Source organism: Brachybacterium sp. (assembly GCF_052095815.1).
In the GTDB taxonomy this organism is placed as follows: Bacteria; Actinomycetota; Actinomycetes; order Actinomycetales; family Dermabacteraceae; genus Brachybacterium.
Window position 1 is genome coordinate 34346 of record NZ_JBQDLF010000018.1, and the last position, 13605, is coordinate 47950.

At 69.8% G+C, this 13605-nt stretch carries 13 protein-coding genes; 3 read left to right on the forward strand and 10 right to left on the reverse strand.

What is annotated here, in order from left to right; all coding sequences use genetic code 11:
- Positions 1–155: 155 nt before the first annotated feature.
- Positions 156–677: a CorA family divalent cation transporter gene (locus tag ACTH43_RS09085; RefSeq protein WP_441444585.1), complete on the reverse strand. Its 522-nt coding sequence runs from the start codon at positions 675–677 to the stop codon at positions 156–158.
- A 117-nt stretch (positions 678–794) separates the two neighbouring features.
- Here ACTH43_RS09085 and ACTH43_RS09090 point away from each other — a divergent pair, with 117 nt between their 5' ends.
- The 3 genes from ACTH43_RS09090 to ACTH43_RS09100 all read left to right on the forward strand — a co-directional run bounded on the left by ACTH43_RS09090 (position 795) and on the right by ACTH43_RS09100 (position 3939).
- A complete protein-coding gene (locus tag ACTH43_RS09090; protein ID WP_441444586.1) occupies positions 795–1196 on the forward strand; it encodes a hypothetical protein in 402 nt (133 codons plus the stop codon).
- Between the two features lie 107 nt (positions 1197–1303).
- Positions 1304–3199 (forward strand): DNA helicase RecQ, encoded by a 1896-nt coding sequence (gene recQ / locus ACTH43_RS09095; protein WP_441444587.1) that lies wholly within the window; start codon positions 1304–1306, stop codon positions 3197–3199.
- A 71-nt stretch (positions 3200–3270) separates the two neighbouring features.
- Entirely contained in the window at positions 3271–3939 is a 669-nt protein-coding gene (locus ACTH43_RS09100) for a (deoxy)nucleoside triphosphate pyrophosphohydrolase (protein WP_441444588.1), read from the forward strand.
- 41 nt (positions 3940–3980) lie between these two features.
- Here the strand turns inward: ACTH43_RS09100 and ACTH43_RS09105 are convergent, their stop codons facing one another.
- The 9 genes from ACTH43_RS09105 to ACTH43_RS09145 form a co-directional block, all read right to left on the reverse strand.
- Entirely contained in the window at positions 3981–5678 is a 1698-nt protein-coding gene (locus tag ACTH43_RS09105; protein ID WP_441444589.1) for an ABC transporter ATP-binding protein, read from the reverse strand.
- Complete coding sequence (locus tag ACTH43_RS09110) at positions 5675–6718, reverse strand: ABC transporter permease (protein WP_441444590.1); 1044 nt, start codon at positions 6716–6718, stop codon at positions 5675–5677. The genes ACTH43_RS09105 and ACTH43_RS09110 overlap by 4 nt, the downstream gene beginning before the upstream one ends.
- 35 nt (positions 6719–6753) lie before the next feature.
- The gene (locus tag ACTH43_RS09115) at positions 6754–7839 is read right to left on the reverse strand and encodes an ABC transporter permease (RefSeq protein ID WP_441444591.1); all 1086 of its coding nucleotides are present in this window, start codon (positions 7837–7839) and stop codon (positions 6754–6756) included.
- The gene (locus tag ACTH43_RS09120) at positions 7836–9485 is read right to left on the reverse strand and encodes an ABC transporter substrate-binding protein (protein WP_441444592.1); all 1650 of its coding nucleotides are present in this window, start codon (positions 9483–9485) and stop codon (positions 7836–7838) included. The genes ACTH43_RS09115 and ACTH43_RS09120 overlap by 4 nt, the downstream gene beginning before the upstream one ends.
- Before the next feature lie 182 nt (positions 9486–9667).
- Complete coding sequence (locus ACTH43_RS09125; protein ID WP_441444593.1) at positions 9668–10630, reverse strand: squalene cyclase; 963 nt, start codon at positions 10628–10630, stop codon at positions 9668–9670.
- 82 nt (positions 10631–10712) lie between these two features.
- A complete protein-coding gene (locus tag ACTH43_RS09130; RefSeq protein ID WP_441444594.1) occupies positions 10713–11087 on the reverse strand; it encodes a DoxX family protein in 375 nt (124 codons plus the stop codon).
- A 79-nt stretch (positions 11088–11166) separates the two neighbouring features.
- Positions 11167–12222 carry an NYN domain-containing protein gene (locus tag ACTH43_RS09135; RefSeq protein ID WP_441444595.1) on the reverse strand — a complete coding sequence of 352 codons (1056 nt, stop codon included), beginning with the start codon at positions 12220–12222 and terminating at the stop codon, positions 11167–11169.
- Between the two features lie 59 nt (positions 12223–12281).
- On the reverse strand, positions 12282–12632 hold the full coding sequence (locus tag ACTH43_RS09140; protein WP_441444596.1) for a cupin domain-containing protein: 351 nt from the start codon (positions 12630–12632) through the stop codon (positions 12282–12284).
- Positions 12633–12654: 22 nt separating this feature from the next.
- Positions 12655–13563 carry a LysR substrate-binding domain-containing protein gene (locus ACTH43_RS09145; protein ID WP_441444597.1) on the reverse strand — a complete coding sequence of 303 codons (909 nt, stop codon included), beginning with the start codon at positions 13561–13563 and terminating at the stop codon, positions 12655–12657.
- Positions 13564–13605 lie beyond the last annotated feature (42 nt).

Here is a 13605-nt window from a genome sequence, read left to right on the forward strand (position 1 = left end):
CGGGCGCGCTGGACACCGGGGGTGCTCCTCAGGGGGAAGTGGGGCCGGTCTGCACTGCTCTGTGCAGGTGACGGGGCCCTCAGCGGTTGTGGCGTGAACCACCATAGAACGAATCGGGTCATGGCGTGGCGCGATTCCCACGCCCGTGCGTGCGCTCAGGTGGAGCGGGTCAGGTGACGGACAACTGCGAGCGTGAGCAGCGCAGACAGCACCGGGAGCACGGTCCCGAGGGCGAGGAATGCTCCGAAGCTTTCGGTGTAGTCCTGCATCCAGGCGAAATTCATGCCGAAGAAGCCGGTCATGAGCGTGAGCGGGAGGAAGATCATCGCGACCAGGGTCAGCCGCTCGGAGACGAGCACTCCCTGCTCGGCGAGGAGGTCTCCGAGCATCGCGTAGAGACGGGAGGACGCTGAACGATTCGCGTCGAACACCGCTGCCACTCGTCCCAGCCCTCGCTGCTCCGCCTCGGGCACCGGTTGTGCGAGCTCCTCGTCCGGAGAGGTCAGACGATGAAGCACCGCCTGGATCTCCTGGATCCGGAACAGGTCCGAGCGGAGACGCCCCAACACCCGGCACTGCGGTGAGGAGGTGAAGCCGGTCGTGCGGTCTTCGAGTTCCTCGCCCTGCAGACCCTCTCGATGCTCATGCACATCATTCGTGGTCTCAGCGATATCCATCGATCCCACACCTCCTCGACGCTCAGACAGGTGGCGGTGGTGACGCCATACGCTCCATATTCGTCGATCCGAGCGAGCTGCATGCAGTCTGGCCGAGATCAGCCGTGCCAGCACCCCATGCCCTTCCTGCTGGTGGGTCTCGGCAACGCGCTGATCTGGGGGCCGTTGTCGCTGACGGCGACCCGCAACTTGCCTCCGTCGCAGGCCGGAGCGGGATCCGGGGTGTACAACGAGACCCGCCAGGTCGGTTCGGTGCTGGGAGCGGCGGGGATCGCGACCGTCATGAGCGACCGCATCACCGTGCGCTTCAGCGAAGTTGTCGGGGGTGATCCTGGGGCGGCGATGTCCTCCGGAGGTGGCTCCTCGAGCGCAGACCTGCCACCGCTCCTGCTGGAGCCCTTCGCCTCTGCCATGGCGGACGCGATGCTGCTTCCGGTGATGCTGTCGCTGGTGGGCGTGCTCGTGTCCTTCGCGATCGGCAAGCCGGTGGATTCAGGGGCGTGGGAAGAAGACGCCTGAGCAAGCCGTTGCGCGGACGTACCTGGTCAGCGTTCAGGAGGTGCGGCTGTCCACAGGCGCTGCGCCTGGGTCACCGCCCCGCGGCCCACCCGAATACAGTGGCGGTCATGACCTCTTCGCGCGCCGCCGATCCGCTCTCCGCACTCCGTGAGGGTGAAGCCGGGCAGGGGGACGCAGCGCTGGAGATCCTCTCGACCGTCTTCGGCTATGACTCCTTCCGCGGCGATCAGGCCGCGATCATCGAGCAGGTCGCCCGCGGTGGGGACGCGGTGGTGCTGATGCCCACCGGTGGCGGCAAGTCGCTGTGCTACCAGATCCCCTCACTGCTGCGCGAGGGAACCGGCATCGTGGTCTCGCCGCTGATCGCGCTGATGAGCGACCAGGTCGCGGCGCTCGAGGCCGTCGGACTCCGCGCCGCCTACCTGAACTCGACCCTGGACTTCCATGAGGCGCAGGCGGTCGAGCAGCAGCTGCTGGCCGGTGAGCTGGACCTGCTGTACATGGCGCCCGAGCGACTGGTCCTCCCCCGCACCCAGGAGCTGCTGCACCGAGCCCGGCTGGCTTTGTTCGCGATCGACGAAGCGCACTGCGTCTCGCAGTGGGGGCACGATTTCCGTCCCGACTACCTGGGACTGTCGGTGCTCGCCCAGGCCTTCCCCACCGTGCCGCGGATCGCGCTGACCGCGACCGCCACCGAGGCCACCCATCGCGAGCTCACCGAGCGGCTGCAGATGCAGGAGGCGGAGCACTTCGTCTCCAGCTTCGACCGTCCCAACATCCAGTACCGCATCGAGCCCAAGGCCTCGCCCCGCGAGCAGCTGCTGCGGCTGATCACCACCGAGCACGAAGGCGAATCCGGCATCGTGTACTGCCTGTCCCGCAAGAGCGTGGAGCAGACCGCCGAGGCGCTGGTCGCGCGGGGCATCCCGGCGCTGCCGTATCACGCGGGTCTCGATGCGGCGGTGCGCCAGGACCACCAGGAGCGGTTCCTGCGCGCCGATGGCCTGATCATCGTGGCGACCATCGCCTTCGGGATGGGCATCGACAAGCCCGACGTCCGCTTCGTCGCCCATCTCGACCTGCCCAAGTCGATCGAGGGCTACTACCAGGAGACCGGCCGTGCGGGCCGCGACGGGCAGCCCTCCACCGCCTGGATGGCCTACGGCCTGGGCGATGTCGTCAGCCAGCGCAAGTTCATCGACACCGGAGAGAGCAGCGAGCTCTTCAAGCGCAATGCCCGTTCCCACCTGGACGCGATGCTCGCCCTGTGCGAGACGGTCTCCTGTCGCCGCGTGCAGTTGTTGAGCTACTTCGGCCAGGAGGCGGATTTCGAGGCCTGCGGGAACTGCGACACCTGCCTGAACCCGCCGCAGACCTGGGACGCCACCGTCGCCGCGCAGAAGCTGCTCTCGGCACTGATCCGGCTGGACCGTGAGCGGGGCCAGAAGTTCGGCTCCGGGCAGGTCGTCGAAGTGCTGCTGGGACGGGAGAACGAGCGCTCCGGCCAGTCCCGCCACCAGGAGCTGAGTGTCTGGGGCATCGGCGGCGAGCTCAGCGAGAAGGAATGGCGCACAGTCATCCGCCAGCTCCTGGCCCGCGGCATCGTGGAGGCCGAGGGCGAGTACGGGGTGCTGGTCCCCGGGCCCCAGGCCGGCCCGGTGCTGCGCAGCGAGGTCTCCGTCGAGCTCGCGGTGGACCGCACCCCGAAGCGCCCCGCACGCGGAGGCGGCCGACGCACTGCCGGCGCCTCCCGTGCGGCCGACAGCCTCGAGCCGGCGCAGCGGGAACGCTTCGAGGCGCTGCGCACCTGGCGCACCGCCGTGGCCACGGCGAAGCAGATCCCGCCCTACATGGTGTTCTCCGACGCCACCCTGGTGGGGATCATCGACGCCCGCCCGGAGTCGGTCTCTCAGCTCGGAGCGGTCAGCGGCGTCGGCGCGAAGAAGCTCGCCGAGTACGGGGAGGACGTGCTGGGCGCGCTGACGGGGCCTGCGGCGGACTGAACGAGCGGGTTGAACGGGCTGGTTGAACGGGCTGGGCTCCGAACGTCGCACCTCCGCGGGAGACTGTCCCCATGAGCTACGAATGGGTGCGCGGCACCTGCCCGCGCTGCGGCACCGACCAGGTGCTCCACCACGAGATCGGCATGCCGATGCTCGAGGCCTACGAGTCCTCCCCGTCATGGGTGATCTGGGAAGGATGCACGGGCCTGGGCCCGGACCGGGAGTGCCAGGACTGCGGGCACGCCTGGCAGTCCGGCGACGTCGGCTTCGCCGAGGAGCCCGAGCCCTGGTATGACTCGCGCACGGACGAGGAGCATCCCGGCGCTCCCGCGCCGCTGCGCGTGGTCGGTGCGGTGATCGTGCGTGGCGACCAGATCCTCGCCGCCCGTCGCGCACCGGGCAGGAGCGCGGCAGGCCTCTGGGAGTTCCCCGGCGGGAAGGTCGAGCCGGGCGAATCCCCGCAGCAGGCCCTGCGCCGGGAGGTGCGGGAGGAGATGGGCGTCGAGGTGGAGATCGGGTGGCTGATCGGCCGTGGTGAGGCTGACGCCGGTGACCGCGACCTCCACCTGGACTGCTATTGGGCGCGTCTGGAGGCGATGGAGCCCGTCAGCAGCACCGATCATGACCGGTGGGAGTGGGTGGACCGTACCCGTCTGCAGGGCCGCGACTGGGCGGGCCCCGACGTGCCGATCGTGGAAGTCATCGTCGGCGGGGCCGTGCCGCGGTTCCGGACCGGCTGAACCCGCAGCCCGACCGCGAGCTCACCCGAGCGTGCCCGGAATCATCCGAGCGTGCCCCGCCCCCACTGCGCCTGGAAGGCCTCGCGCCGCTTCTCCTGCTCGATCGGATCGGGCACCGGCAGCGAGGCGATGAGCTTGCGCGTGTACTCGTGGGTGGGCCTCTGCAGCACATCCGGTCCGTGGCCGTCCTCGACCAGGTCTCCGCGGAAGAGCACCCCGATGCGGTGGGCGAGGGAGTCCACCACCGCGAGGTCGTGGCTGATGAACAGCGCGGCGAAGCCCAGCCTCGACTGCAGCTCGCGGAACAGGTCCAGCACCGTCGCCTGCACGGAGACGTCCAGGGCGCTGGTCGGCTCGTCGGCGATCAGCAGCTCGGGATCGAGCACCAGGGCGCGGGCCAGGGAGATGCGCTGGCGCTGACCGCCGGAGAGCTCATGGGGGTATCGCTCGGCGTAGGCGCCGGGCAGCTCGACCGCCTCCAGCAGGGAGCGCACCCGCTTGCCGCGCTCCGCCGGGCTCAGCTGCTGCTCGTGCACGATCAGCGGTTCGGCGATGCACTGCTCGATGGTCAGGTGCGGGTTGAAGGAGGTCGCCGGGTCCTGGAAGACGAACCCGATCCGCCGGCGCAGGGGCTTGAAGGCCTTCTCCCGCATCCCGTTCATCTCGTGGCCCAGCACGCTCAGGCTGCCGCCGCTGGTGCGTTCGAGTCCCGCGATCGCGCGGCCGATGGTGGTCTTGCCGGAGCCGGACTCCCCCACCAGGCCGTACACCTCACCGGCGCGGATCTGGAAGTCCACGCCCTTGACCGCGCGGAAGGCGGGCTTGCCCATCCGTCCCGGATACTCGATGACGAGGTCCTTCGCGACCACCACCGGCTCCGCGGCCTCGATCGTCTGCTGCTGCTCGGTGCTCAGCGCGGTCCAGGCCGAGTTCCGGCCCAGGTGCGGCACCGCGGCGAGCAGCTTCTGCGTGTACTCCTCGCGGGGGTTCGCGAACAGCTCCTTGACCCCGGCCCGTTCGATGATCTTCCCGTGGTGCATCACGGCGACGGAGTCGGCGAGATCCGCGACCACGCCCATGTTGTGGGTGATGACGATGATCGAGGTCCCGTGGCTCTCCCGGATGTCGCGCAGCAGGCCGAGGATCTCGGCCTGCACGGTGACATCCAGCGCCGTGGTGGGCTCATCCGCCACGATCAGCTCGGCGCCCAGTGCGAGCGCCATCGCGATCATGATGCGCTGCTTCTGCCCGCCGGAGAACTCATGGGGGTAGCGGTCGATGCGCTCGGCGGCGTCGGGGATCCCCACCGATTCGAGGGCGCGCACCGCCTCGGCACGGATCTCCTTCTTGGTGATCTTCTCTCGGTGCGCGCGCAGTCCCTCGCCGAGCTGCCACCAGATGGGGAAGACCGGGTTCAGGGCGCTCGAGGGCTCCTGGAAGATCATCGAGACGTCCTCGCCGCGCAGGGCGCGCATGCGCGCCGCGGACAGCCCCACCAGATCGGTGCCGGAGACGATCACCGCACCGGAGGACTCCGCCGTCTCCGGGAGCAGTCCCAGCACGGCGCGCGCGGTCACGGACTTCCCGGACCCGGACTCGCCGACGATCGCGAGGATTTCCCCCGGGGCGACCTCGAGGCTCACCCCGTCCACCGCGTGGACGTCACCGGCATCGGTGGCGAAGTGGACGTCGAGATCGCGGATCGCCAGGCGCGGATCCTCGTTCTGCGTCGCGGTCATGCCCTCACCTGCTTCTGCACATTCCTGCGCTGCTTGCGGCGCCTGCGACGGGTGCGCAGGCGCGGGTCGTTGAGGTCGTTGATGGACTCGCCCACGAGGGTCACGCCGAGCACGGCCAGGGCGATCGCGAGGCCCGGGAACATGCCGGTCCACCAGATCCCGCTGGTCGCATCCGACATCGCGCGGTTCAGGTCATAGCCCCACTCGGAGGCGCTGGTCGGCTCGATGCCGAAGCCCAGGAATCCCAGCGCGGCGAGGGTGAGGATCGACTCGGAGGCGTTGAGCGTGAAGATCAGCGGGAGGGTGCGGGTGGAGTTGCGCAGCAGGTGCGTGCCCATGATGCGGCGGTGTCCGGTGCCCACCACCTTCGCGGCTTCCACGAAGGGTTCGGCCTTCAGCCGAACCACCTCGGCGCGGATCACCCGGAAGTACTGCGGGATGAACACCACGGTGATCGAGATCGCGGCGGCCGCGATCCCGCCCCACGCGTTGGACTGCCCGCCGGAGATCACGATGGACATCACGATCGCGAGCAGCAGGGAGGGGAAGGCGTAGACGGCGTCGGCCACCATCACCAGCAGCCGGTCCAGCCACCCTCCGACATATCCCGAGAGCAGCCCCAGTGCGACCCCGATGAACAGCGAGGCGGCGACCGCGCAGGCCATCACCGCGACGGCGGTACGGGTCCCCCAGATCACCCGGGAGAGCACATCGAAACCGGTGACGGTGGTGCCCAGCGGATGGGCGGCCGACGGCGGCTGCTGGGTGCCGAAGCCGGTGCCGTCCGCGGAGGTCTCGGCGAAGCCGTAGGGCGCGAGCACAGGGGCCAGCAGGGCGGTCAGCAGCAGGATGCCGACCAGCACGACGCCGGTGAGCAGCATGCCGCGCTGCAGGCCGACGCTGCTGCGCAGGTGGCTGATGATCGGCAGGCGCAGGTACCAGGGGGTGCTGCGACGGGCGGTGACAGCGGCGGCCTCGGCGGCCAGAGCTGATGCGCCGGGGTCGCCGGCGCCGACGGGTTCGGGGTTCGAGAGGGTCATCGCAGTTCCTCACTCATCTCAGTTCCCCACTCATCTCAGTACCTCACTCGGGGGTCGATGAGTGCGGCGATCACGTCGACCACGAAGTTCGAGATCGCGACGATCACGGCGAGCAGCATGACGATGCCCTGCACGGCGACGTAGTCGCGGGCCTTCATGTACTCGGCGAGCATGTAGCCCAGGCCGTTCCACTCGAAGGTGGTCTCGGTGAGCACCGCACCGCCGAGCATCAGCGCGACCTGCATGCCCATCACGGTGATGATGGGTATCAGCGCCGGTCGCAGCGCATGCCGGGTGGTGAGCCGGCTCTCGGCCACGCCGCGGGAGCGTGCCGATTCGATGTACTGCATCTCCTGAGTGCCGATCATGTTCGTGCGCACCAGGCGCAGGAAGATGCCGCCGGTGAGGATGCCCAGCGCCACGGCCGGCAGGATCGCGTGCCGGACCACATCGCCCAGCAGCTCCATGTCACCCAGTCGCAGCGCGTCCAGCAGGTAGAGCGGAGTGGGGTTCAGGATCTTGCTCATGGTGATCTGCCCGCCGGTGGACAGCCTCCCGGCCACCGGCAGCCAGCCCAGTCCCACGGAGAACACGAGCTTCAGCAGCAGACCCACGAAGAACACGGGAGTGGCATAGCCGAGGATCGCGATGATCCGCAGCACCGCGTCGGGCCAGCGGTCCCGGGTGCGGGCCGCGACCATCCCCAGCGGCACGCCCAGCAGCAGCGCCACCACGAGGGCGTACATGACCAGCTCAAGGGTGGCCGCCCCATAGGTGGTCAGCACCTCGGAGACCGGGGTGTTGTCGGAATAGGTGGTGCCGAAGTCTCCGCGCAGCACCCCGCCGAGATAGTCGAAGTACTGCACGATCAGCGGCCGGTCATATCCGGCAGCAGCGCGTCGCTCGGCGAGCTGTGCGGGGGTGAGGCGTCCGCCCAGGGCCGCCGTGAGCGGATCCCCGGTGATCCTCATCAGGAAGAACACCATCGTCATCAGGATGAAGATGGTGGGGATGATCAGGAGGAAGCGGACCAGGATGTAGCGGCCGAGGCCGCCCCCCGACCCTCGCGGGCGCGGGCGTCGGGAGGCGCTCTCGGCCTCGGGCTCGAGGGCGGTGGTCACTTCGAGATCGGCGAGATGCGGAACTTGAACGAGGAGTCCAGGGTGACGCCCTGGACCTCCGCGGTGGAGACCGCGATCTGCGCGCCCTGCAGCAGCGGCAGGGTGGAGATCTCCTCGGCCACGAGATCCTGGATCTGCACAAACAGCTCCTCGCGCTCCGCCGGGTCCTGGGTGCCGCGCTGCTGCGAGATCAGCCCGTCCACCTCAGGGTTCGTGAAGTGGTTGGCCAGGAAGTTCTCCGTGGCGAAGAACGGCGAGAGATAGTTGTCCGCATCCGAGTAGTCCGGGAACCAGCCCAGCTGGTACGCCGGGTAGACGTCCGCGACGCGGTCCTTGGAGTACTGGACCCACTCGGTGGACTTGAGGTCTACCGCGAACAGCCCGTCGTCCTCCAGCTGCCCCTTCACCGCGGCGTACTCGTCACCGGAGGAGGCGCCGTAGTGGTCCGGGTTGTACTGCAGGCTCAGCTGCACCGGGATCTCGACGCCCGCATCCTCGAGCCGCTTCCGGGCACGCTCGGGATCGGGGCCGCCGGCACCGTCGCCGTAGAGGTCCTGGAACTGGGTGCCGGAGCCCGGCAGCCCCTCGGGGATGTACGAGTACAGCGGGGTATAGGTGCCGTTGTAGACGGACTCGGAGATCGCCGCGCGGTCCAGCAGGTCCGCTGCGGCCTGGCGCACCGCTCTCGCCTTGTCGGGGTCCGGATCCTCGGTCGCCTCACCGTACGGGTTGGTGTTCATGTTGAACACGATGTAGCGGATCTCGCCGCCGGGCCCCTCATGCACGGCGACCGCGTCATCGCTCTGGAGATCGGCGATGTCGGTGGCGGACAGCGAGCGCCACACGCAGTCGATGTTGCCCTCCTGGATGTCCAGCTTCATGTTGTTCTGGTCCGCGTAGTACGACATCACCACGCTCGAGGTGGCGGGGGCGCCGAACAGGCCCTTGTAGTCCGCGAAGGCCTCGAAGGTGACCAGCTCGTTGATCTTCCAGCTGGTGATCTTGTACGGGCCGGAGAAGGCTTCGGCGGCGACGATCTCGTTGTCCGGCAGCGCGGCGTCGGCGGGGAACACCTCGGCATCGACGATCGGCCCCACGGGGCTGGTCAGCACATACGGGAAGGTCTGGTCATTGGGTTCCTTGAGATGGAACTCGACGGTGAGATCGTCGATGATCTCGACCTTCTCGAGGTTTCCCAGCAGGCTCGAGGGGCCGTTGGGGTCTGCGATCGCGAGCTGACGGTCGAAGCTGTGCTTGACGTCCTCGGTGGTCAGCTCGTTGCCGTTGGCGAAGGTGAGGCCTTCCTGGAGCTTCACGGTGAAGACCGTGTCGCTGGTGAACTCCGCGGTCTCCGCGAGGTCGGGCTCGGGCCTGCCGTCCTCCGAGCCGATCGAGGTGTTCAGGAGGTAGGAGTAGCACTGGGTCCACACCGTGGAGGAGCCGTTGTCGTAGGCGGCCGCGGGGTCCAGTGCGGTGACCTTGTCGGTGGTGCCGACGGTCAGGGTGTCGGCACCGCCTCCGCCGTCGGAGCCGCCGGAGCCGCCGCCGTCCTCGGTGGTCTTGGCGCAGGCGGTCAGCAGCACGGGAACACCGGCCATCGACAGCAGCACGGCGCGGCGTCTGGGGGTGAATGCGGCATCGAACATCGGATCCTCCTGGGGGTGAGGGAGGCGCCGCGCGGGTCACGGCGTCGTGGACGGGGGCCATCACATGTGACGTGGGGCACCACCGGATCTCTGCAACCTAACAGCGTCCCGCCGCGGCACCTACCTCCCCGCCCGGCATGGCGTCCCCCGTGACTGAACCGTGACAACCGTGACCGGGGCGCTCAGGCGTCGTTCCACCACCGCAGCACCCGCAGCCCCTGCAGGGTCAGCCAGGGCGAGGGATCGCCGACGGGCACGTCGACCTCGAACCACACCGCTCCGGGGAGCGCGTGCTGCTGCAGCCAGGTGCCGTCGGGCTGCTGAGCATCCTGGACCAGCTCTGCCGCCTCCAGCATCCGCGGATCGCGCCGCTCGGCGAGCCGGAAGTGCTCCAGGGCGCGCAGGGCGGAGTAGATATGCCGCGGCGGATACAGGAAGTGGTCCACCCAGGGGCCGACCAGCTCACCCGTGGTGCGCCGCCGGGCCAGGTTCCGCTCGAGCAGGTACTCCTCCCCCGCCGCCCGCGCCGCGCGGGTCGCCTCGGTGCCGCCGGTGGCCTGCTCGTGGAGCAGCAGGGCCCGCAGGGCGTTGAGGGTGGAGTGGAAGCTCGCGCGTCTCGAGCCGTCCTCCCACTCGCAGTTCCATCCGCCCTCGTCCATCTGGTGCTCGAGGAACCAGGTCACGAGCGCCTCGACGTCGGCGCCCAGCCAGAGACCGTTGGCGAGGGTCATCGCATTGATGCAGACGTCCACTTCCCCGCCCCAGTACGGCAGGGCCGGGTCGTACTCCCATCGCGCGCTCCGGGACAGCTTCGCGGCGGTGTCCCGTGCCCTCAGGGGTGCGGCGTCCATGCCCCACTCGCGCAGGGTGGTGAGCGACCAGGTGGTCGCGGTCCACGGCTGGCCGGGCAGGTCCTGGTTCCCGGGGTCCTCGAGGAAGCCAGCGGGGAAGAACGCGCCGCCGGCCCACATGCCGGTCTCCGGGTCCTGGTGGGCGAGCAGCGCGGCGCCGAATCCCTCCTGGGGGATGCGGGAGCGGGTGGCCTGCCACGTCTCCTCCGGGGCATCGAGCAGATCGCGCTCGACCTGCCAGCGCAGAGTCGGGTCGGTGTCCAGGAGCCAGGGGATGACGTCATCAGGGGTCATCGGTCGATCCTCCTCGTGAACGGCCACGCGGACAACCCCACCCCCGGCCCGCCTGTCACCTCTGCAGCGGGTGCGCAGCGGGCTACAGCGGGTACGGGCCGAATCGCGACCAGGCCACGAACACCGAGCAGAGGGCGAGCACGATCGAGGGCAGTGCGGCGCGAGGACCGTCACCGCGGCGGATGTGCACGAGCGCGGCGAAGACCATCGTGATCGCCAGGCCCGCCGCCGCCAGCGGGACCAGCACCGTGGCGATCCCGGTCAGCGCCGGAATGATCAGCCCCAGGGCGCCGAGGATCTCGAGCACCCCGATCCCGCGGATCACGATCTGCGGGAAGTCCTCGACATAGGGCGTGCGGCCGATCTGCCGGTCACGCGTGTCGACGAGCTTCGCGACGCCCGCACCGAGGAAGACTGCGGCGAGCGCGAAGGCGAGAATCCACAGCAGCAGGTTCATGGGAGTGCCTCCTTCGTCGGGGACCTCCAGTATCCCCCGTTGACGTGGCGCGTGTCACCGAAACGCCGCAGCGGAGGGCTCAGTCCTTCGCCCGGACCAGCCGCTCGTGCCCGCTCTCCTCGAGCTCGGCGATCTCCGCATTGCCCTTGAGGAAGTCGTTGAAGGACTTGAAGCCGATCGCCTTCTCGCTGAAGGAGGAGTCCATGCGACGCATATGGGACTTCACCGCCGAGGCGTGCAGCCAGTCGCTGTCCCCGCGGTCGCCGAGCTGGAGGGCGCGCTGGAGCAGCTGGGTCGCGGCCTCGCGCGGATCCTCGCCGGGCTCGTCGTCCTCGGCTTCCTCGGCGGCTTCAGCGGCCTCCTCCGCGGCGGCCTCGGCGGCGCGGGCCTTGGCGTCGGCGTCGGCGGAGCGCCGGGATCGGGTGCGCTGGTTGCCGCTGCCGCTGGCAGTGGCGCTGCCGCCGGCACTGTCGGCGCTGTCGGCGCTGCTGCCGGCGCCGTCGGCGGGGCTCTGCGAGGCGGCGACCCCGCCCCCGCGCCGCGACCGCGAGCGCTGCGGTGCGGCCGGCCGCTCCACCCCGGGCAGGTTCTCGTAGGACTCGAACTCGTCGCAAGCTGCGGCCAGTGACTTCGCGGTGGAACCGGCCACTCCCATCGCGATCACATAGCGACCCAGGCGCCGGCAGCGCTGGGCGAGCGGGACGTAGTCGGAGTCGCCAGCGACGATCACCACGTGAGTGAGGTCGGGCATCAGGTAGAGGTCCTCGACCGTGTCCACGGCCAGGCGGATGTCCGCGCCGTTCTTCGCATAGGCCGCGGCGGGGAAGAGCTGGACGAGGTCGACGGCGCGGGCCACCAGCTGGGTGCGGTAGATCGCGTTGACCGGGGAGGACCAGTCCGCGTAGGCGCGGGTGAGCATGAGCGAGCCGAAGGAGGCGGCGTAGTCGATCACGGCGCCGACGTCGACCGTCGCCTTGGCGAGACGCTCGGCGATCTCGGGCTCGGTGGGATCCTCAGCGATGCGCTGACGGTCACGGCTGTACGCCTGCCGTCCATGCACTCGGTCGTACCAGGACATGACGATGTTGTCGAAGTCCAGGTAGACGGCGACGCGGGAATCCTGAGAATCTGCCATGGGTCCAGTCTGCCCTCTGCGGCGGGGTGAGGCGGACGGGGCGCGCTCGCGAGAATGTCTCAGACGGCGCCCGGGCGGCTCTGGATGCGCAGCGCCTGACGACGGCGGTGGACGGTCAGGTACTCCAGTCCCGCCGCGCCGGCGCGGAAGCCGCGTACGGTTCGCCGCGGCAGCAGCGCGACGTCGCCCGGGCGCAGCGGCGCCTCACCGTCGTCGGTGAGCAGGGTCCCGTCGCCGCGCACCACATGGATGAGGGTGTCCACCTCGGCCCCGACGTGGGCGGGGATGCTGTCCCCGGCGGGCAGGCGGATCAGATTCGAGTCCAGTTCACGCTCGGGCTCGGCGATGGACCAGACCGGGCCCCGGCGGGGCTCATCGGGCTGCTCGGCAGTGTTGGTGAGGATCGGCATGCCCCGAACCTACCCGCCGCGCTCACCGCAGCGCCCGCGTGGGGGCGGAGGCGACCTCGACCAGCTCTGCGGCCGGTCCGCTGAGCCGCCGGGGACCGCTCCACACCGCCGTGAGCAGGCGGCGCAGCCGCGTGCCCGCCAGCGGCACCCGGTGCAGCTGACCGGCCTCGAGGGAGGACCTCACCGCGAGCATGCTCAGCACCGCCGGTCCCGCTCCGGAGGCCACCGCGATCCGCACCGCGGCGTTGCTGCCGAGCTCCTGCACCGGCGGGGTCCGAGAGGCGCCCGGCAGCAGCTCTTCGAAGGCGTCCCGCGTGCCGGAGCCGCCCTCGCGCACCACCAGCGGGGTCTGTGCGAGCTCCGCCGGCTCGAGCGGCTCTGCGCTGAGCGCCCAGCGATGATCGGGGGCGACGACCACCACCAGCTCGTCCTCGCGCAGGGTCATCGCATTCACGCCGCGCGGAACATGAGGAGTCTCCACGAAGCCCAGCTGCAGGTGGCCGTCGTGGATGCCGGCGAGCACCTGGGTGGAGTTCAGCACCTCCAGGTCCACCCGCACGCGCGGGCTCAGGCGACGCAGCTCGGTGAGCCAGGCCGGCATCAGGTGCTCGGCGATCGTCATGCTCACGCCCACTCGGAGTTCGCGGGCGTCCTCGTCGCGGCTGTGGCGCAGCCAGGCCGAGAACTCCTCCGCCGCGTCGAGCAGCTCCCGGGCGTGGGCCGCATAGAGCAGCCCTGCCGAGGTGGGACGGGATCCGCGAGGGCCGCGGTCCAGCAGCGCCGTGCCGGCCTGCGCCTCGAGCTGAGCGATCATGCGGCTGGCGTTGGGCTGGTGCATCTCCAGCCGGCGGGCCCCTGCTCCGAGCCCGCCCTCGTCGACGACGGCGAGGAACAGCGCAAGGGCCTGCAGGTTCGGGAGGGCATCAGGCATATCAGAATCATATGCCGGGGTCGCGAACTGCCCTCTACCGGC

Coding starts and splice junctions, on each gene's coding strand:
- ACTH43_RS09085 (WP_441444585.1), bottom strand. CDS start 677: ATGGATATCGCTGAGACCACGAATGATGTGCATGAGCATCGAGAGGGT.
- ACTH43_RS09145 (WP_441444597.1), bottom strand. CDS start 13,563: ATGCCTGATGCCCTCCCGAACCTGCAGGCCCTTGCGCTGTTCCTCGCC.
- ACTH43_RS09090 (WP_441444586.1), top strand. CDS start 795: ATGCCCTTCCTGCTGGTGGGTCTCGGCAACGCGCTGATCTGGGGGCCG.
- ACTH43_RS09105 (WP_441444589.1), bottom strand. CDS start 5,678: ATGACCGCGACGCAGAACGAGGATCCGCGCCTGGCGATCCGCGATCTC.
- ACTH43_RS09125 (WP_441444593.1), bottom strand. CDS start 10,630: ATGACCCCTGATGACGTCATCCCCTGGCTCCTGGACACCGACCCGACT.
- ACTH43_RS09130 (WP_441444594.1), bottom strand. CDS start 11,087: ATGAACCTGCTGCTGTGGATTCTCGCCTTCGCGCTCGCCGCAGTCTTC.
- recQ (WP_441444587.1), top strand. CDS start 1,304: ATGACCTCTTCGCGCGCCGCCGATCCGCTCTCCGCACTCCGTGAGGGT.
- ACTH43_RS09110 (WP_441444590.1), bottom strand. CDS start 6,718: ATGACCCTCTCGAACCCCGAACCCGTCGGCGCCGGCGACCCCGGCGCA.
- ACTH43_RS09135 (WP_441444595.1), bottom strand. CDS start 12,222: ATGGCAGATTCTCAGGATTCCCGCGTCGCCGTCTACCTGGACTTCGAC.
- ACTH43_RS09100 (WP_441444588.1), top strand. CDS start 3,271: ATGAGCTACGAATGGGTGCGCGGCACCTGCCCGCGCTGCGGCACCGAC.
- ACTH43_RS09140 (WP_441444596.1), bottom strand. CDS start 12,632: ATGCCGATCCTCACCAACACTGCCGAGCAGCCCGATGAGCCCCGCCGG.
- ACTH43_RS09120 (WP_441444592.1), bottom strand. CDS start 9,485: ATGTTCGATGCCGCATTCACCCCCAGACGCCGCGCCGTGCTGCTGTCG.